This window comes from Nonomuraea sp. CA-218870 (assembly GCF_050936535.1).
Lineage (GTDB): Bacteria > Actinomycetota > Actinomycetes > Streptosporangiales > Streptosporangiaceae > Nonomuraea > Nonomuraea corallina.
Genome location: NZ_JBNJMN010000001.1, coordinates 1,951,270 through 1,968,260 on the forward strand (window position 1 = coordinate 1,951,270; position 16,991 = coordinate 1,968,260).

General features: G+C 71.1%; 18 protein-coding genes and 1 tRNA gene. 11 read left to right on the forward strand and 8 right to left on the reverse strand.

All coding sequences use genetic code 11. The features are described from left to right. Window positions 1–80: 80 nt before the first annotated feature. Window positions 81–2,816 (forward strand): helix-turn-helix transcriptional regulator, encoded by a 2,736-nt coding sequence (locus ACQEUU_RS09665; RefSeq protein WP_433063134.1) that lies wholly within the window; start codon window positions 81–83, stop codon window positions 2,814–2,816. On the opposite strand, the gene ACQEUU_RS09670 is transcribed toward ACQEUU_RS09665, so the two are convergent. Further along, the gene (locus tag ACQEUU_RS09670) at window positions 2,806–3,183 is read right to left on the reverse strand and encodes a response regulator (protein WP_433063137.1); all 378 of its coding nucleotides are present in this window, start codon (window positions 3,181–3,183) and stop codon (window positions 2,806–2,808) included. The genes ACQEUU_RS09665 and ACQEUU_RS09670 overlap by 11 nt on opposite strands. 115 nt (window positions 3,184–3,298) lie before the next feature. On the opposite strand from ACQEUU_RS09670, the gene ACQEUU_RS09675 reads away from it, so the two are divergent. Continuing rightward, a tRNA-Arg gene (locus ACQEUU_RS09675) sits at window positions 3,299–3,370 on the forward strand. Between the two features lie 159 nt (window positions 3,371–3,529). On the opposite strand, the gene ACQEUU_RS09680 is transcribed toward ACQEUU_RS09675, so the two are convergent. Then, on the reverse strand, window positions 3,530–4,171 hold the full coding sequence (locus ACQEUU_RS09680; protein ID WP_433063140.1) for a TetR family transcriptional regulator: 642 nt from the start codon (window positions 4,169–4,171) through the stop codon (window positions 3,530–3,532). 63 nt (window positions 4,172–4,234) lie between these two features. Between ACQEUU_RS09680 and ACQEUU_RS09685 the strand changes: the two genes are divergently transcribed. Further along, a complete protein-coding gene (locus ACQEUU_RS09685) occupies window positions 4,235–4,729 on the forward strand; it encodes an SRPBCC family protein (RefSeq protein WP_433063142.1) in 495 nt (164 codons plus the stop codon). Window positions 4,730–4,782: 53 nt separating this feature from the next. Here ACQEUU_RS09685 and ACQEUU_RS09690 read toward each other — a convergent pair whose 3' ends face one another. The 3 genes from ACQEUU_RS09690 to ACQEUU_RS09700 all read right to left on the reverse strand — a co-directional run bounded on the left by ACQEUU_RS09690 (window position 4,783) and on the right by ACQEUU_RS09700 (window position 8,142). After that, window positions 4,783–5,892 carry a winged helix DNA-binding domain-containing protein gene (locus tag ACQEUU_RS09690; protein WP_433063145.1) on the reverse strand — a complete coding sequence of 370 codons (1,110 nt, stop codon included), beginning with the start codon at window positions 5,890–5,892 and terminating at the stop codon, window positions 4,783–4,785. A gap of 481 nt (window positions 5,893–6,373) precedes the next feature. Then, the gene (locus ACQEUU_RS09695) at window positions 6,374–7,507 is read right to left on the reverse strand and encodes an aminotransferase class I/II-fold pyridoxal phosphate-dependent enzyme (RefSeq protein WP_433063148.1); all 1,134 of its coding nucleotides are present in this window, start codon (window positions 7,505–7,507) and stop codon (window positions 6,374–6,376) included. Then, window positions 7,504–8,142 carry a helix-turn-helix transcriptional regulator gene (locus ACQEUU_RS09700; RefSeq protein WP_433063151.1) on the reverse strand — a complete coding sequence of 213 codons (639 nt, stop codon included), beginning with the start codon at window positions 8,140–8,142 and terminating at the stop codon, window positions 7,504–7,506. Before ACQEUU_RS09700 ends, ACQEUU_RS09695 begins: the two co-directional genes overlap by 4 nt. Window positions 8,143–8,153: 11 nt before the next feature. Between ACQEUU_RS09700 and ACQEUU_RS09705 the strand changes: the two genes are divergently transcribed. From ACQEUU_RS09705 to ACQEUU_RS09715, 3 genes are all read left to right on the forward strand, one after another. Continuing rightward, window positions 8,154–8,351 carry a DUF3237 family protein gene (locus tag ACQEUU_RS09705; protein WP_433063154.1) on the forward strand — a complete coding sequence of 66 codons (198 nt, stop codon included), beginning with the start codon at window positions 8,154–8,156 and terminating at the stop codon, window positions 8,349–8,351. 74 nt (window positions 8,352–8,425) lie between these two features. Further along, window positions 8,426–9,283: a phosphotransferase enzyme family protein gene (locus ACQEUU_RS09710; RefSeq protein WP_433063157.1), complete on the forward strand. Its 858-nt coding sequence runs from the start codon at window positions 8,426–8,428 to the stop codon at window positions 9,281–9,283. 56 nt (window positions 9,284–9,339) lie between these two features. Further along, a complete protein-coding gene (locus ACQEUU_RS09715) occupies window positions 9,340–9,918 on the forward strand; it encodes a TOPRIM nucleotidyl transferase/hydrolase domain-containing protein (protein ID WP_433063160.1) in 579 nt (192 codons plus the stop codon). 86 nt (window positions 9,919–10,004) lie between these two features. Here the strand turns inward: ACQEUU_RS09715 and ACQEUU_RS09720 are convergent, their stop codons facing one another. The 3 genes from ACQEUU_RS09720 to ACQEUU_RS09730 all read right to left on the reverse strand — a co-directional run bounded on the left by ACQEUU_RS09720 (window position 10,005) and on the right by ACQEUU_RS09730 (window position 11,855). Then, a complete protein-coding gene (locus ACQEUU_RS09720; RefSeq protein ID WP_433063163.1) occupies window positions 10,005–10,505 on the reverse strand; it encodes a DoxX family protein in 501 nt (166 codons plus the stop codon). A gap of 176 nt (window positions 10,506–10,681) precedes the next feature. Beyond that, window positions 10,682–11,071, reverse strand: a complete 390-nt coding sequence (locus ACQEUU_RS09725) for a TraR/DksA family transcriptional regulator (protein ID WP_433063166.1) — start codon at window positions 11,069–11,071, stop codon at window positions 10,682–10,684. 94 nt (window positions 11,072–11,165) lie between these two features. Further along, a complete protein-coding gene (locus tag ACQEUU_RS09730; RefSeq protein WP_433063169.1) occupies window positions 11,166–11,855 on the reverse strand; it encodes a DUF899 domain-containing protein in 690 nt (229 codons plus the stop codon). Between the two features lie 343 nt (window positions 11,856–12,198). Here ACQEUU_RS09730 and ACQEUU_RS09735 point away from each other — a divergent pair, with 343 nt between their 5' ends. The 5 genes from ACQEUU_RS09735 (at window position 12,199) to ACQEUU_RS09755 (ending at window position 16,924) form a co-directional block, all read left to right on the forward strand. Further along, complete coding sequence (locus ACQEUU_RS09735; RefSeq protein WP_433063172.1) at window positions 12,199–12,735, forward strand: 2'-5' RNA ligase family protein; 537 nt, start codon at window positions 12,199–12,201, stop codon at window positions 12,733–12,735. A 122-nt stretch (window positions 12,736–12,857) separates the two neighbouring features. After that, a complete protein-coding gene (locus ACQEUU_RS09740; RefSeq protein WP_433063174.1) occupies window positions 12,858–14,033 on the forward strand; it encodes a serine hydrolase domain-containing protein in 1,176 nt (391 codons plus the stop codon). A gap of 405 nt (window positions 14,034–14,438) precedes the next feature. Next, complete coding sequence (locus tag ACQEUU_RS09745) at window positions 14,439–14,885, forward strand: hypothetical protein (protein ID WP_433063177.1); 447 nt, start codon at window positions 14,439–14,441, stop codon at window positions 14,883–14,885. A gap of 658 nt (window positions 14,886–15,543) precedes the next feature. After that, a complete protein-coding gene (locus tag ACQEUU_RS09750; protein WP_433063179.1) occupies window positions 15,544–16,548 on the forward strand; it encodes a glycoside hydrolase family 11 protein in 1,005 nt (334 codons plus the stop codon). Window positions 16,549–16,624: 76 nt separating this feature from the next. Next, a complete protein-coding gene (locus tag ACQEUU_RS09755; protein WP_433063182.1) occupies window positions 16,625–16,924 on the forward strand; it encodes a hypothetical protein in 300 nt (99 codons plus the stop codon). Window positions 16,925–16,991: the final 67 nt, after the last annotated feature.

Below are 16,991 nucleotides of genomic sequence, written 5' to 3' on the forward strand. Positions count from 1 at the left end.
TTTGGTCCTGGATTAAGGCCAATCAGCCGTACAAATCGTGGACCAAAGAGGTTGTCGGTCACCCGTGGGATAGTGGCTGCGTGAACGGTTCCCTCGTCGGACGCGCGGCCGAGCTGGCTCGGCTCGTCCGCGTGCTCGACGCGGCCGCGTCCGGCACCGCCGGGGTCGCGCTCGTCGGCGGCGACGCCGGCATCGGCAAGACCCGGCTGGCAGCCGAGCTGGTGGCAGAGGCCCGCGAGCGCGGCTTCCGCGTGCTCGCCGGCCAGTGCGCCGAGCTCGGCGACGCGCTGCCCTACCTGCCGCTCGCCGACGCCCTGCGCGGCGCCGAGCCCGCGGTGGCCGCGGCCGCCGCCGCCCACCCGCTGCTCGGCCAGCTCCTGCCCGGCACCGAGACCGCCCCGCAGGCCGGCCTCACCCAGCAGCGGCTGTTCGGCTCGCTCCTCGGGCTGCTCCACGAGATCCAGCCGGTGCTGTTCGTGATCGAGGACCTCCACTGGGCCGACCGGTCCACCCGCGACCTGCTCGTGTTCCTCAGCCGCATGGTCCAGACCGAGAGCGTCTGCGTCGTCGGCACCTACCGCACCGACGACATCCACCGACGGCACCCGCTGCGCTCCGTCCTCGCCGAGCTCAAGCGCCTGCCGACCGTCACCGGCGTGGAGCTGGGCCCGCTCGACGCCGACGAGATGTCCGACTACGTGTCCACCTTCGGCGCCGTCGGCGCCCACGACCTCAACCTCATCGTCACCCGCGCCGACGGCAACCCGTTCTACGCCGAAGAGCTGTTCGCCGCCCTGGCCGAGGGCGAGAGCCTGCCCGACGGCCTGGCCAGCCTGCTGATGTCCCGCGTCGAGGTGCTCTCCCCGGCCGGCCAGCAGGTGCTGCGCGCCGCCGCCGTCGCCGGCCGCAGGGTCGAGGACGAGCTGCTCCGCGAGGTCGCCGGGCTGCCGCTGCCGGAGTTCGAGGAGGCGGTGCGGGAGATCGTCTCGCGCGGGCTGCTCCGCGTCCACGGCCAGGGCTACGCCTTCCGCCACGCCCTGCTGCAGGAAGCCGTCTACCACGACCTGCTGCCCGGGGAGCGCACCCGCCTCCACGCCGCCTTCGCCCGCCTGCTCACCTCACCCGCCGAGCTGGCCCACCACCACCTCGCAGGCCACGACCTGGCCGGCGCGCTGGCCGCCTCCGCCCAGGCCGGCCGCGAGGCCGAGCGCCTCGGCGCCCCCGCCGAGGCCCACAGCCACTACGACCGCGTGCTCAGCCTGTGGGACCGCGTCGACGACGCCGCCGAGCTGGCCGGTGAGAGCCGCGAGACGCTCGCCTTCCGCAGCGCGGTCGCCGCCGCCGACAGCGGCGACAACCACCGCGCCATCACCGCCCTGCGCGCCCAGCCCCAGACCTCCGAGGTGAGTGAGCGGCTCGCCTACTACCTCGTCGAGGTCGACGACCTCGACGCCGCCGTCACGGCCGCCGAACACGCCGTCGAGACCGCGACCGACCAGGTCTCCCTCGCCAGGGCCCTGGCCACGCTCGCCCGCGCCCTGATGTGGACCGCACGCCACTCCGAGGTCGAGGCGCTCGCCCACCGCGCCCTCGACACCGCCCGCGCCGCGGGCGCCAAGGACGCCGAGACCAACGCCCAGCTCATCCTCGCCATCTACACCGAGGTCCACCACGGCCTGGCCAAGGCCCACGACCTCGTCCGGCTCGCCACCGCCCGGCGCAGCGGCGACCTGGCGATGGACCTGCGCGCCCTGTTCCACCACGCCCGCATCCACTTCGACCAGGGCCGCATGGCCGAAGCGGCCGAGGTCGCCGACACCGGCATCCGGCTCGCCTACGAGACCGGCCTCAAGTGGAGCATCTACGGCACCGAGCTGCGCTTCCTCCGCTTCCTCATCCACTACGTGTCCGGCGACTGGGACCAGGCCGAAGCGGTCGCGGCCGGCTTCGGCGCCCGCGTCGGCACCACCCCCGAGGCCCTGCTGTCGTCGTTCGCCCTGTTCATCGAGGTCGGCCGCGACCGGCCCGCCGTCGAGAGCCGCCTCGGATGGCTGCGCCCGTTCTGGCGCGACCAGCTCACCGCCTACATCTCCCGCGGCCTGGCCGCCGAACACGCCCTGTGGCACGGCGACCCCGCCACCGCCCTCGACCACGTACGCGCCGCCCTCGACATCCTGGTGCCCGGCGACCCCGGCACCGTCCGCATCGCCGCCGTCGGCCTGTGGGCGCTCGCCGACCTCGGCACCACCGAAGGCGCCGACGACCTGCTCGCCGCCGCCCGCCACGCCGTCGAATCCGGCATCCTCGGCGAGCGCGTCCACATGGGCCCCGAAGGCCAGGCGTGGGCGCTGCGCGCCGAAGCCGAATGGCACCGCGTCCACGGCCGTCTCGACCCCGAGCTGTGGCGGCAGGTCGCCGACACCTTCTCCTTCTTCCCCTACGAGGAGGCGCGCGCCCTCTGGCGCCTCGCCGAGGCCCTGCTCGCCTCAGGCGACCGCGACGCCGCCATGACCGAGTGGTCCCGAGCCGAAGCGACCGCCACCAGCCTGCGCGCAGAACCACTGCGCCGCGCCCTCGCCGACCTGGCCCGCCGCGCCCGCTTCAGCACCGGCGGCGCCGACAGCGTCCTCACCGCCCGCGAGCAGGAGGTCCTCGCCCTCGTCGCCGAAGGCCTCACCAACAAGGAGATCGCCGCCCGCCTCTTCATCGCCCAGAAGACGGTCAGCGTCCACGTCTCCAACATCCTCGGCAAACTCGACGTCTCCACCCGCACCCAGGCCGCGGCCACGGCCCGCCGCGACGGCCTCATCCCGTGACGAGGTCCCGCACCACCTGGATCAGCTCACCCGGATCGAACGGCTTCGTCAGATAGGCGTCGACCCCGATCTCCCTGCCCCGGCGCTTGTCGTCATCCTGCGCCCGCGCAGTGATCAACACCACCTTGATGTGCCGCGTCGCCTCGTCACCGCGCAACCGCTCAGCCGTCGTCCACCCGTCCAGACACGGCATCATCACATCCAGCGTGACCACATCAGGCCGCACGTCCAGCACCCGATCAAGGCAATCCTGCCCATCGGTGGCCGTCACCACCTCGAACCCCTCAAGGTTCAGATTGACGGCGATGAGCTGACGAATGACCTCGTCATCGTCCACGACCAGAACTTTGCCCAGAACCTCACCCACGGCGGTCAAGCTAGCGGTAGCAGAGCGGTGACGGGGGGTTTTCCGGCGATGTGTTGGCGGACGGTTATCTGGTGCCGAGGGGGTCCGGAATGCTGGTAGCCTTGGTTCTCGTTGAGCCCCCTTAGCTCAGGGGATAGAGCACCGGCCTCCGGAGCCGGGTGCGTAGGTTCGAATCCTACAGGGGGCACACACCATCAGCCAGGTCAGATCTCGTCTGACCTGGCTTTTTGCTTGTTTACTCAGCCGTGGGCCCCTGAAGGACGTGCTATCGGCTCGCGTACGGAGTCGTGCTCTGTCAGAGCACGCGGGGGAGGCCGAGAGGCGAGCCGCCCTCGTCACACTCTCGTCACGAGGCCACCCCATACGGACCGCCCTTGCCCTCAGCGCCTCGAAGACACTGACGGCTCAGGAGGGCGGCGGCGCTGTCCTCGGCGAGATCCTCGGCATGCGGGGGCAGGGCCGCGCCGGCGCGCAGGTGACGTCGGACCAGCGCGAGCGGCAGGTCGATCAGAGCGAGGGTGACGCGGTCGGCGGACTCGGGGGTGTGCGGTTCCAGGGTGTCGGCGAGGGTGGCGAGCGCCGCGTGGACGCGCTGGTTGCCCGCCTCGGCGCGCCGGCGGTGCGGTTCGGACCAGTGAGCGCGGTCGAAGTCGTCCGCGCCGTAGAGCAACACGGTCGCCTGCTCGGGATGGGCGCGGCTCCAGGCGACCACCTGGCGAGCCGCGGCGCGTGCGACCTGCGCCGCCGCGTCGCGGGTGGGGGTGCCGACAACGGCGAGGTATCCCTCCTGGAAGGACTCCACGGTGCGCAGCCACGTCTCGGCGAGCAGGTCCGTACGGGTGGCGAACCGGTGGTAGATCGAGCCGTTCGGGGCGCCCAGTTCGGCCGCGACCGCGGACATGGTCACGGCCGCCGGACCGGCCGCCGCGGCCTTGCGTACGGCGGCGTCAACGAACTGGTCGGCGGTGAATCGGGCTGGCCTCGCCATGAAATGGAGGATACTCTCCTGAATATTAGAGGGATGTCTCTGAAACCCGATAGGGAGGACTCGATGGGCGTGTACAACGTGCACGAACGCCTGATCCACGCGGAACAGAGCGAGGTCGGGTCATTGATCGACTCCCTGGCCGGGGAGCACGACGCGCTGTGGCCGCGCCGCGACTGGCCCGCGATGCGCCTGGACCGGCCCTTGGCCGTCGGAGCGGCAGGCGGACACGGTCCCATCCGCTACACCGTGATCGCCTACGTTCCCTCCACCTGGGTGCGCTTCGGTTTCGGCGCCCCGCGCGGCTTCGACGGGTTCCACGAATACGCCGTGCTGCCCGTCGACGAACACCGGACCCTGCTGCGCCACACCCTGGCCATGCGCGTCCACGGCCCTGCCCGTCTCACCTGGCCCTTGCTGTGGCGGCACCTGCACGACGCCTGCGTGGAGGACGGCCTGGACCGCGCAGAAGCCACCTGGAGTCCGCCGGCGCGCCCCGCGCGCCGGAGCCCTTACGTCCGCCTCCTGCGCGCCCTCCTCGCCCGGACCGTGGCCAGGTAGGCAGCCGCCGTGCGATCAGCGGCGGCCGCCGGGCCGGCGCCGTCCCCGCCGGGTCACGGCCAGCGCACCTCCGGGGTGCGTTCGACGAACTGCGCGTACGGCTCGAACGCCCGCTCGACCTCCGCCCGGTCGCTTCCGCCGAGCGGTGTGAGCGGCTGAACGGCGATCCGTACTCCGCTCTTGGTGAGGGTGCGTGTCCAGGTGGCCACGACCCGGCCGGCGCGTACCACGGTGGACCGGAAGATCCCGTTGCCGCCGGGGATGATGGCCGCCTTGTGCTCGTCGGCGACCATGAGCGAGCGGTCCTTGTAGCCCAGCAGGTATTCGTCGAACCCCGGCAGCACGAGCACCTCGTCGTCGCCGGCCGGGGGAGGGGTGGTGTCGAGGAGCGCGGCGTCGAGGTACGTCTCCAACCCTTGGACGGTCACCCGGGCCAGCGCGTCGCCGGCCACGGCGATGCCGCGTTTGGCGTCGGTCGCGGTCAGGCCGGTCCAGCCCGCGAAGTCCTGCCGGGTGGTCGGTCCGCGGCCACGGAAGTAACGCAGGGCGATGGTGCCCAGCGCCTCGTCGCGCTCCGGCCGGTGCGGGTCGGGGGCCCACTCGTCGAGCAGCACGAAGCTCTGCTCGTTGCCGATGTTGGGGGCGATGCACAGCAGGCCCCGCTGGCTCGCGTACCACAGCAGGTGGTAGCCGCGCTGGCCGCTGGTGTCGATGCCCTTCTCGGTCAGCACGGCCAGGCATTCCGACCGGCTCAGCCGCCCGCCGCCGGCCAGGGCCGCGCCCAGCACCTCCATGGCCTGGAGGGCGGTCTCCTCGGAGAGGCCGAGTTGCTCGCGCCGCCGCGCCGCGCCGTTCAGCACCCGGACGCCCATCAGCTCGACCATCCAGCGGGCGTCGCGGGAGGGGACGAAATGGATGGTGCCGCGCATCGGCCACGTGCGCAGCGCCTCACGCCGCTCCAGCGCGGCGGTGACGTCGGCGGCGGTGTGTCCGGGCAGCCGCGCGCCGAACGACCACAGACCGCTGGCCAGGTCCTGCGCCTGCATCGCCCCGAGCCAGGTCACCACCTCGGCCACGCCCGTCGCCCGGCCGGCGCCGGTCGACGCTCGTAGCAGCAGGCTGGACATCCGCAGGCCGAGCGCCTGCTGGGGGGTGAGTTCCACCGGTCCACCGTATCCTTCGCCGCCGACAATCCGGCGAGGTGATCAGGCCGGGGAGGTATCGAGGAGCGGGGCTTCCGCAGCCAGTCGCCGCAAACGTGGTCGGGGATGAACTTTTCCAGCTGTCAAGAGCTGCCGACGCATCCGGGGCACGGCCTCCAGCCGCTGGCCTGCGCGTCCGCTGCGGGCATTCTCAGGATTTTGTGCAGGCGGTTGCCTTGGATTTCGCTGCCGTATCGGCCCGCCAGGAACATGGGGCAATCCTCGCCGGCGTGGTAGCAATCGCTGCCCCTCGTAGTGATCACCTGGGGTAGTTCTGTCATGCTCTGGCCGCCTCTCGAGAGCTTTGGGAACGCCGGAGCGCATCGGTAATCACTCCGACTATGACCGCCCTGCGAAATGAGCCGCTACCGATTGGGAAAGTCCGAGCTTCGGGCTTCTGGAAGTGCGGCCGGACTTGGTGGTCTTCTTGTCGTGTGCGTCGTCACCGGTTGGCGCGCATCCAGTCGGCGAAGGCCGCCAGGCCCTCTTCCGCGCCGCGGCGGCCGATGCCGATGCGGAAGCGGTCGGTGGGCGTGGGGGTGAGGTCCGAGCGGTAGATGCCGGCGGGCAACAGCAGGACGCCGGCTTCCTGTACCAGGTCGGCGCAGAAGGTCTCCACGCCGTCGGCGCCGAGGTAGCGGGGGTAGCTCACGCAGCCGCCGTCCGGGGCGCGCCACTCGAAGTGGTCCGCGAACTCGGCGAAGAACGCGTCGAACGCCGGCAGGTTGGCCGCGATGAGGGCCCGGTTGCGGTCCAGGATCGTCTCGCGGGCCTTGAGCGCGATGCGGGCCAGGACCTCGCTGGGCGCGGAGTTGCAGATGGTGGTGTAGTGCTTGGCCCGTTCGAGGCGGGACAGGAGGGCGCGGTCGCGGCAGACGATCCAGCCGATCCGGAGTCCGGGCAGGCCGAGGGCTTTGGAGGTCACGTTCAGGGACAGCGCGCGTTCGGACAGGTCGGCCGCCTGGGGCAGAGTGCGGGCCGGGTCGCGTTCGAGGCCGCGGTAGACCTCGTCGCTGAACAGGTGGATGCCGCGTTCGTCGCAGAGGTTCACCAGGGCGGTGAAGTCGGCCACGTCGATGACCTTGCCGGTGGGGTTGTGGGGGAAGTTGACCGAGACGAGGCGGGTGTTGGGGCGGATCGCCGCCGCCACCTGGTCGAGGTCCAGGGCCCAGTCGTGGTCCGGGTCGAGGGCCACGCCGGTGACGTCGCACAGCGACAGAGGCACGGTCTCGGCGGACTGGTAGTTCGGGGTCAGCACCACCGCGTGGTCGTCCGGGCCGAGCAGGACGTGCGAGGCGAGGTAGAGGGCCTCTTCGGCGCCGGCGAAGCAGAGCACGTCGTCGGGGGCGGCGTGGGCGTACGTGGCGGCGATCACCTGGCGCAGGGCCGGGTCGCCGAAGGTCTCGGTGTAGCTCAGGGGCAGGTTCTCGAAGGCGTGCCGGTCCTCGTCGCCGGCCAGGGCGAGCAGTTCGGAGAGAGTCATGGTCTGGGCGTCGGAGGCCGTCAGGTGGTGACGGGCGGTGAACTCCCACCGGGAGAAGTAGGTTTCCAGCCGGAAGTCGGGAAGTGCGGTCACGGTCGATCCTCCGTACGTGGGGCTCGCAGCTCCGCCAGCAGGCTGTAGAGGGTGGAGCGGGAGACGCGCAGGGCGCCGGCGACGACCGGCGCGGCCCGGCGCACCGCGAGGACCCCCTCCTCGTCCAGCCGGCGGAGCACGGCCAGGCGGTCCTGGCGGGTCAGGCGTTCGACCGGGTTGCCGGTCTCTCGGACCTGGGCGCCGATCACGTGCTGGACGCGTTCGCGCCAGTCCTGTTCGAACAGCGGCTGAGGGCGCGGCACGGTCGGCGCGCCGAACGCGGACAGGACGGCGGCGGCCTGTTCCAGCGGCGTGCGGTCGAGGTTGACGCACAGCACCGCCGACGTCTCCCCCTGGGGGTCGCGCAGGATCGCGGTGATGGAAGACAGGCGGCGACCGTCTACCAGCAATTTCTCGTACGGTCCGTACACGTCTGTGGCTGACGGGGGGAGTTCGTCGAGTTCGCCGAGGAAGGAGGGGTCTCCGGGGGCGCGCGAGGTCATGGGGTTCCAGATCTCCAGCACCTGATCGGTCTCGGGATCGTGCAGGACGACCTCGGCGTACGGGCTGAGCAGCAGGGCGACAGCCTGGCAGACCGGGGCCCACGTCTGGACGCGGGGATCGGCGGCGGTCATGACTGGATCGTATGTCTGTTCTGGACAAACAGTCCAGGGAATCGGGTGAGGGAGGACGGACCGGTGAGACCATCGCCTGGAACGAGACGCACGCGCCGCTGTTCGAGACCGGCGCCGAACGCTACGCCTGGCTGAGCTCCGCGGTGACCGTGGCCGTCAACGAGCCGGCGCTCGACCCCGTCGACTACCGGGTCTACCGCATCGGCTGACCGCTGGAAGATCGCCGGTGTGCGAGGGTTGCGGTGGGTCCATGCGTCGTACCACCTGAAGGGAAGAGGATACGTTGCAGGAGTCAGAGGTCACACGTGCCGTCGCCGCGGCCAGGTCGATCGCCTCGTCACTCGGCCTGGCGGCCGCCGACGCGGTCGTGCTCCACAACTCGAACAAGCTCACGCTGCGGCTGCTGCCGGCCGACGTCGTGGCCAGGGTGGCGCCCCTGGCGCACGGGATCGCGCGGTTCGAGGTCGAGCTCGCCCGCCGGCTCGCCGAGGCCGGATGTCCGGTGGCCGCTCTGGACCCTCGGGCGGAGCCACGGGTCTACGAGCGTGACGGCTTCGATGTCACGCTGTGGACCTTCTACGAACCGGTGACTCCTCAGGAGCTGTCCCCGGCCGGCTACGCCGCCGCGCTGCGGAGCCTGCACGCGGGGATGCGCGAGGTCGACGTCCCGGTGCCGCACGTGACGGACCGGGTCGGGCACGCGCAGCGGCTCGTGGCCGGCCGCGACCACACCCCGGCGCTCGCCGACGCGGACCGGGAGCTGCTCGGCGACACGTTACGGAGCCTGGGGCGGATGATCGGCGAACGCGGCGGCGCCGAGCAGCTGTTGCACGGCGAGCCGCATCCGGGCAACGTGCTCGTCACCAGGGACGGGCCGCTGTTCATCGACTTCGAGACGTGCTGCCGCGGGCCGGTGGAGTTCGACCTGGCCCACGCGCCCGAAGAGGTCGCCGAGCACTATCCGGGCGTCGACCGGGAGCTGCTGCGCGCGTGCCGGATCCTCATGCTCGCGATGGTCACCACGTGGCGCTGGGAACGGGACGACCAGCTCCCGGACGGGCGCCGGCTGGGCACGGAAGGGCTCGGGCGGATCCGGGCGGAGCTGGACGCCCTCCGAGGGGGGCACCAGCCGGCCACCTGATCACGCACCGCGGGAAATAGCATGAATCTCGCCCAGTCAGGTGCGAAGCTGGCGCTGTGAGTGACACACGGACCGTGGTCCTGGTCGAAGGAGTGAGCGACAAGTCGGCTGTCGAGGCGCTGGCGGAGCGCCGTGGCTGCGACCTGGCCGCCGCAGGGGTCTCGGTGGTGGCGATGGGCGGCGCCACGAACATCAGGACGTACCTCGGCAGGTTCGGCCCCGCGGGCAGCGGCCTCCGGCTGGCCGGTCTGTGCGACGCCGGCGAGGAGGAGGACTTCCGGCGAGGGCTGGAGCTCGCCGGCTTCGGCTCCGGTCTCGGCCGCGGCGACATGGAGGCGCTCGGGTTCTTCGTGTGCGTCGCCGACCTCGAGGACGAGCTGATCCGCGCCCTGGGCGCCGATGCGGTCGAGCGCGTCGTCGAGGCGGAGGGCGAGCTCGGCTCGTTCCGTACGCTGCAGAGGCAGCCCGCGTGGCGCGGCCGGGCCGCGCACGACCAGTTGCGCCGGTTCATGTCGGCGGGGTCCGGCCGCAAGATCCGCTATTCCCGGCTCCTCGTCGCGGCGCTCGACCCCGGCCGCGTGCCGCGTCCGCTGGACTTGCTGCTCGCCCATCTGTGGGGCAGCCGGACCGGGTGAAGGGAATCGCCCGCCGTCGGCGGTCGCGTCAGGCGGGCGAGGGATCGTCGATCGGTTCATGGATCTCGTTGACGGGCGGGCCGGAGTCAGCGGTCGTACACGGGCCGAGGGCCGGTCGCCGGCTTTTCGAAGATCAGGCTCGGCGCCGGCGTCAGGCGGGCGCCGAGCGCGCGGGCGCCGATGACCATGGCGGCGGCGGCCAGGACGATGTCCTTGAAGATGTACTGGGCCTCCAGCGTCGGGGCGCCGGGGAACAGGTCGGTGAAGAACAGTGCGTACGGTGCGAAGAAGCCGGCCAGGGCGCCGGTCATCACGACCAGTCCGGTTTTCAGTAGCCTGCCGGTGACCAGGGTGAGGCCGATGAAGACCTCCATGCCGGCGATCACGAACTGCGCCGCGTAGCCCGACAGCAGGCCTAAGGACAGCTTCTCCAGCGTGGCCACCGAGAGTGCCTCGGCCGGGCTGACCCCCGGGAAGAACTTGAGGGTGCCGAAGGCCACGAAGACCAGCCCGAGGCTGACGCGCAGCACGTCGATGCTGTGCCTGGACAGCCAGGTGGCCAGCTTGGAGATCGCGTTCTCGATCATTTGGTGCTCCCCGTCGATGTCGTTTCCGTCTGGATCCAGACTGACGAAACGGGCGGCGGGAAACGTCCGGCGAGGGGAGGCAGTCGGTCTACGTCCTCCCTTGTACGGTGGGCCCCGGGCCTACCGCCGCACGTCTAGGGGACGGCCCTTAGGGGGAGCGGACGGCCGGCGGCAGGTCAGCGGCGGCGGGAGGCGCAGGGCACGCAGGTCCGGACGGCCGGGAGGATCTTCAGGCGTTCGACGGGGATGCGCCGCCCGCACCTGGCGCAGGTTCCGTAGGTGCCGTCGCGTAGCCGCTCGGAGGCGCGGTCGAGTTCGGCGAGGTGGGTCCGGGCCTGGTCGAGGAGGGCCTGGACGTGGGTCCGCTCGAACGCGGTGGACGTGCCCTCGGGGTCGTGCTCGTCGTCGGGGGCCGTCAGCGCCGACGACGTGACGATCTCGTCCCGGTCGCGGCCCAGCAGGGCGATGCGGCCGATGGTCCTGCGGCGGTCGGCGTCGAGGAGTTCGCGTACGGCCGCCTGCTCGGAAGGGGAGAGCGCGGCGTCACGGCGGCGTCCGGTCATCATGGCCCCTCCCCTTCCCCACAGGGAGTGCTCCAGATCTGTCGACGGGGTGGGAACGCCGGGGGCGGGACCTCCGCCCCCGGCACCCGCCCCCGGCTTACCCGTTGTCCTCGCCGTAGATGGCCGCGATCTCCTTGGAGTCGGCCCAGCGGCTGTAGGTGGGCGACTGCGGCCAGCCTTCGGGCGAGTCCTGCCACTCCTCCTGGCGGCCGTACGGCAGGAGGTCGATCAGCGCGAAGGAGTGGCCGATCTGCTCGGTGCCCCGGCCGTTGGTGTGCCAGGTGCGGTAGACGGTGTCGCCGTCGCGCAGGAACACGTTGACGGCGAAGCCTCCGCCGGGCGGCGCGCCGACGTCGGCGCCGAACGGGCTGTTGGCGGTGGAGTACCAGGTCATCTTGTTCCCGACCCGCCGCTTGTAGGCGAGTGCCTCGTCGATGGGGCCCTGGGTGACGATGACGAACCGGGCGTCGTGGTTGTCCAGGAACTCCAGCCGGGTGAACTGCGAGGTGAACCCCGTACAGCCCGGGCACTGCCACTCCTTGCCCGGGAACCACATGTGGTTGTAGACGATCAGCTGGCTCTTGCCCTCGAAGACGTCCGCCAGCCGGACCGGTCCTTCCTCGCCCTCCAGCGTGTAGTCCGGCATCCGCACCATAGGCAGGCGCCGGCGCTGGGCGGCGATGGCGTCGAGTTCCCGGGTCGCGGCCTTCTCCCTGGCCCGCAGCGCGTCGAGCTCGCGCTGCCAGGTCTCGGCGTCGACGACCGGCGGAAGCGCGTTCGTGGCCATGGTGTCTCCCTGATGACGTGCGTTTCCTTATCTGTTCAGAGGTAGACCTACCCGGGCCGCAGAACTCATCGGCGCGGGGAGATTTTGCCTGGGTCCCGGTTCCGCGGGCATTCCCTGGTGGGCCGCGGCATCGCCGGCGCGGGCCGGGTGACCGGGCCGGACGGGCCGGGCGATTGGCCGCCCGCTCCGGCGCCGCTCCGATATGGTGACCACGCTGTGTGAGCAGATCACCACGTACCACTCCCCGCCCGGACGAGGAGGATGTGTGAGTCCACTCCCGACGCGCATGGCCGACCGATGGGGGAGACGCCGATCCCAGGGCCGGATCTACTGGCATGTCCTGTTGGGTGACGACCCGCACGCGCGGGCCGTCGCGCAGGACGCCCGTGATCGCCTGGAGGGCGTGCCCGGGCTCGACCCGGTGCCGCCCGCGTTCCTCCACCTCACCACGTTCGTCGCCGGAAGCGCCGACGAGATCACCGGGGACCAGGTGGGCGTGATGGCTCAGGAGGCGGCGGGCCAGCTCGCCCGGGTCGAGCCGTTCACCGTCACGCTCGGCCGTGTGCTGTACGACCCGGAGGAGGTCGCGCTGGAGGCGCGGCCGGCCGAGCGGCTGCGGCCCCTGCTGGAGGCGGCGAAGTTCGCCACGCGGGCGGCGACGGGCCGCGACGGCTACCTCCCTCACGGTTCGTGGACCCCGCACGTCGCGGTGGCCTACAGCAACGCGGACGGCCCGGCGGCCCCGGTGATCGAGGCGCTGGGGGAGCGGCTCCCGGATCGGGAGGTGACCATCCGCAGCATCCACATCGTCGAACAGGACGACGCGACGGCGACGTGGCGGTGGCGTCCGATGGCGGAGGTCCGGCTGGGCGCGTCGTGAGCGCCGGCCGGTAGTGCCTGCTGTACTCCGGGTCTCCAGCGCACGGGATCGATCATGGCGGCCCGCGGCGGGAGTCTTGTACCCGTCACCACGACCACCGACTCCGACGGGGACCGACCACCATGTTCACCAAGATCACTACGGGCGCGCTCGCCGCGCTGGCCGCGCTCACCCTGACCGCCGCGCCGGCGACCGCCGCCGCCGGGAAGGCCGAAGCGGGCCGGGCCGCGACAGGGAAGCCCGAGACGGGCCGCGACGACGCCCTGCGCAAGGAGCTGGAGCGGCTCGTCAAGGAGCACGGCTTCCCCGGCGCCCTCGGCACGGTGCGCGACAAGAACGGCCGGGTCCGCCACGTCACGGCCGGCGTCGCCGACCTGAGGACGAAGGCGAAGATCCCGGCCGACGCGTACGTGCGCATCGCCAGCAACACCAAGACCTACACCGCCGTGGTCGCGCTGCAGCTCGCCGGCGAGGGCAAGATCGATCTGGACGCGCCGGTCGAGAAGTATCTCCCCAAGGTCATCCGCGGCAACGGCAACGACGGCCGTAAGATCACCGTCCGGATGCTGCTGAACCACACCAGCGGCCTGCCGAACTACACCCAGGACATGCCCTCCATCCTGGAGGTGCGCGACAAGTACCGGGAGCCGTACGACCTGCTCCGCCAGGGGCTCGGCCACAAGCGCCTGTTCCCGCCCGGCAAGGACTGGGCCTACAGCAACACCGGCTACGTCGCTCTCGGCCTGCTCATCCAGGAGGTCACCGGCCGCCCGATCCAGGAGGAGATCACCAAGCGGATCATCAAGCCGCTGGGGCTCAAGCACACCTACTGGCCCGGTCCCGGCGTCCAGACCATCCGCGACCCGCACCCTGCGGGCTACCACTTCGGCGAGTCCGGGGCGAAGCCGGTCGACGTCACGGAGATCGACCCGAGCTGGGGCTGGGCGGCCGGCCAGCTCATCGCGAGGCCGAGCGACGTGAACCGCTTCTTCGTGGCCCTGATGGGCGGCAAGCTGCTCAAGCCCCAGCAGCTCAAGGAGATGAAGGAGACGGTCAAGCTGAAGAACTTCCTGCCGGGCTTCGAGTACGGCCTCGGCATGTTCAAGATCAAGCTTTCCTGCGGCGGTCACATCTGGGGCCACGGCGGCGACATCGACGGCTACGAGACGCGCAACGGCGTCACCGAGGAGGGCCGGGCCGTCTCGTTCGCCCTGACCGCCCTGCCCAAGCCGGCCGACGAGAAGGCCGCGCTCGCCGCCTTCCAGTCCCTCGACCGCGTGTTCTGCGCCACCGGCTGACCGCTGAACCAGGACAGGTCACCCCAAGGGTGACGATTGATATGTGAAAGCGCGTGCAGTTGAATGATCGCGTGCGAGCTGGCCGAGTGATCTCGCCGGTCCTGGTGGGCCGGGAGAAGGAGCTCGCCCAGCTCGTGAGAAGGTGTGGGCGCTGCCGACCGAGAAGGTCACCAAGGGCCGTGTCGAGGCGGGCAAGGGACTGCCGGAGGACCTCGCGGGCAAGGACCTGCGCGGCGCGCTCGTCCTGATCGACGCCGAGCCGGCGCCGGGCGTCATGGGGAACGCGTGCGGCCTGCGGATCGAGCGCGTCGGGCCGATCAGGGACGCCGGCACCGCCGGCATCCTGGCCTTCAACGACAAGCAGGGCGCCTGCCCGATCCCGCTGGCCATCACGCAGAAGCCTACGTGTTCCGGCCATACGAGGACGGCCGCGTCCCCGACTCGACGCACTACAAGGTCACCGAGCGCGGGCTCCACCGGGTCGACCTCGAGGTGCCCGCCGGAGCGTACATCGGGGCCTCGATCTGGCGGAGCACCTGGCGTACCGACGACGTCACCTATCTGGGCACCGGCACGGACGCCGTGAACTGGGCTCTCCCGCTGCCGCAGCGCCGGTCGCAGTGGGTCTGGCCGCTCGATCCCACGATCGTGCACTCCACGGGCATGTCCGCGCGGACCGGTACGGACCCGGCCGAGGAGGTCGAGGAGACCCGCTACCGGGTCGGCGTCTTCGACAAGCGGGGGAGCACCCGGGAGCGGTGGTTCGCCACACCGAGCACACCGGGCGCCGCGACCGCCTCCGACAAGGTGTTCGCGCCGGCCGACCCGAAGGCGAGGGCGCCTATCGGCTGACGGTCGCCGACGACCGGGAGGACGTGGAGTGGACGTTCACCGCCCCGCCGGGGCCCCGAGCACGCCAGACCCGGCCTGAACTGCTACGCCTGGTGGATCGAGGGACCGCTGGAGCACTGCCGCACCACCCCGGCGGTGTACGTCAGCTACGACCTCGGTGACAGCCTGTCCATCGAGAACACGGTGGCCGCGGGCCGCCGCCACAAGCGGTCCGGCCGCCAGGCCAGTTTCAGCCCGTAGTGGAGCACGTCGATGGACGGGTTGCCGTATGCGGGATAGATCGGGCCCCTGACCGGTTGCGAAAGACCCTTGCTGTAAGGGGACTTGTCGTCCGCGAGGGGGTGGCGGCCGCCGAGGCGGTGCCGCAACAGGTGGCAGTGAGGGCCGCGACCAGGCCGATTAACGGTAATTTCCGCATTCGCGCCATGATAGTGATCCTTCGATTAATCAGAGCTGTGTGAAAGTTTCACCAGCCTTGTCGGCGCTTGATCTCCAGGTGAAGGCGATAGCCAGGTCTATTGGCTCCTGAGTCTCGCCGATACATTTCGGGAATCGTTGACAACTTTCGGGGCCGGATTGACACTGTCGCCATCGACCTCCGGCCACCGGCCTCGCCGGGGTCGTACCACGCTGTCCGCCTTCGCGAGGAGGAAGCACCATGCACGGCGCCCCCGCACCCCCGAAGATCCGCAGCCGCGGCGGCCTGGGCTCGCTCGTCCGCCGCTCCTGCGCCGTAGCCGCCGCTCTGCTCATGGCCGTGGCGATGCCCGGCATCGCGCACGCCGCCCCCATCACCTCGAACCAGACCGGCAACAACAACGGGTACTTCTACTCGTTCTGGACTGACAGCCAGGGAACGGTCTCCATGGAGCTCGGTTCCGGCGGCAACTACAGCACCTCCTGGCGCAACACCGGCAACTTCGTCGCCGGCAAGGGCTGGAGCACCGGCGGCCGCCGGGCGGTCACCTACTCGGGTAGCTTCAACCCGTCAGGCAACGCCTACCTGACGCTCTACGGCTGGACGCGGAACCCGCTCATCGAGTACTACATCGTCGACAACTGGGGCAGCTACCGGCCTACCGGTACGTACAAGGGCACGGTCTCCAGCGACGGCGGCACGTACGACATCTACGAGACGACCCGCTACAACGCCCCCTCCATCGAGGGCACGAGGACGTTCAAGCAGTTCTGGAGCGTCCGCCAGTCGCGGCGGACCGGCGGCACCATCACCTCCGGCAACCACTTCGACGCCTGGGCCAGGAACGGGATGAGCATGGGCAGCCATGACTACATGATCCTGGCGACCGAGGGCTACCAGAGCAGCGGGAACTCCAACATCACCATCGGCGGCAGCGGCGGAGACCCGGGCAACCCCGGCAACCCCGGTAACCCGGGCGGTGGCTGCACCGCGACGCTCTCCGCCGGCCAGCAGTGGAGCGACCGCTACAACCTCAACGTCGCGGTCAGCGGATCGAGCAACTGGACCGTGACCATGAACGTGCCGTCCCCGGCGCGGATCCTCTCCACCTGGAACATCAGCGCCGGCTATCCCAGCGCCCAGACGATGACCGCCAGGCCCAACGGCAGCGGCAACAACTGGGGGGTGACGATCCAGCACAACGGCAACTGGACCTGGCCGACGGTCTCCTGCAGCGCGAGCTGACCCCAAGATCGCGGCGCGGCGGCTCCGGGCCGCCGCGCCGCCTTCCCGCGCCCGAGACGCGCCCCGCCGGAACACGGTGAGGTGCAACCTCCTGCCCGGCGGGGTGCGCCGGCAGGGTGCGCTTACCTCGCCGAGGACCTACTGCAGTGCGTGCTGCCCCGAGTCACCCAGCGCCCACCCGCCCGAAGAGGGCTTCTCCCACGACGAGGCCACGCTGGACAGGATCATGCTGCGCCGCGCGGACGGCCGCGCGGACGGCCGCACGGTCGCGTACGCCCTGAACGTCGGCACCGGGCGGACGCGGCGCCTGGTGAGCCTTGAGCCGGAGCGCGCCGGGCTGACCCTGGTCGGGCCCGGGATCAACCGGCTCTTCTGACCGCCCGCCCGCCGCGACCGCTCTGACCAGGAGCGACATCCCACCCCCTGTCGTACGGAGATCGCGG

What these genes read in the sequence shown, in the direction of transcription:
- ACQEUU_RS09705 (WP_433063154.1), top strand. Translation starts at nt 8,154, where the DNA reads ATGTCTGTTCTGGACAAACAGTCCAGGGAATCGGGTGAGGGAGGACGG.
- ACQEUU_RS09740 (WP_433063174.1), top strand. Translation starts at nt 12,858, where the DNA reads ATGTTCACCAAGATCACTACGGGCGCGCTCGCCGCGCTGGCCGCGCTC.
- ACQEUU_RS09685 (WP_433063142.1), top strand. Translation starts at nt 4,235, where the DNA reads ATGGGCGTGTACAACGTGCACGAACGCCTGATCCACGCGGAACAGAGC.
- ACQEUU_RS09725 (WP_433063166.1), bottom strand. Translation starts at nt 11,071, where the DNA reads ATGATGACCGGACGCCGCCGTGACGCCGCGCTCTCCCCTTCCGAGCAG.
- ACQEUU_RS09730 (WP_433063169.1), bottom strand. Translation starts at nt 11,855, where the DNA reads ATGGCCACGAACGCGCTTCCGCCGGTCGTCGACGCCGAGACCTGGCAG.
- ACQEUU_RS09700 (WP_433063151.1), bottom strand. Translation starts at nt 8,142, where the DNA reads ATGACCGCCGCCGATCCCCGCGTCCAGACGTGGGCCCCGGTCTGCCAG.
- ACQEUU_RS09680 (WP_433063140.1), bottom strand. Translation starts at nt 4,171, where the DNA reads ATGGCGAGGCCAGCCCGATTCACCGCCGACCAGTTCGTTGACGCCGCC.
- ACQEUU_RS09750 (WP_433063179.1), top strand. Translation starts at nt 15,544, where the DNA reads ATGCACGGCGCCCCCGCACCCCCGAAGATCCGCAGCCGCGGCGGCCTG.
- ACQEUU_RS09720 (WP_433063163.1), bottom strand. Translation starts at nt 10,505, where the DNA reads ATGATCGAGAACGCGATCTCCAAGCTGGCCACCTGGCTGTCCAGGCAC.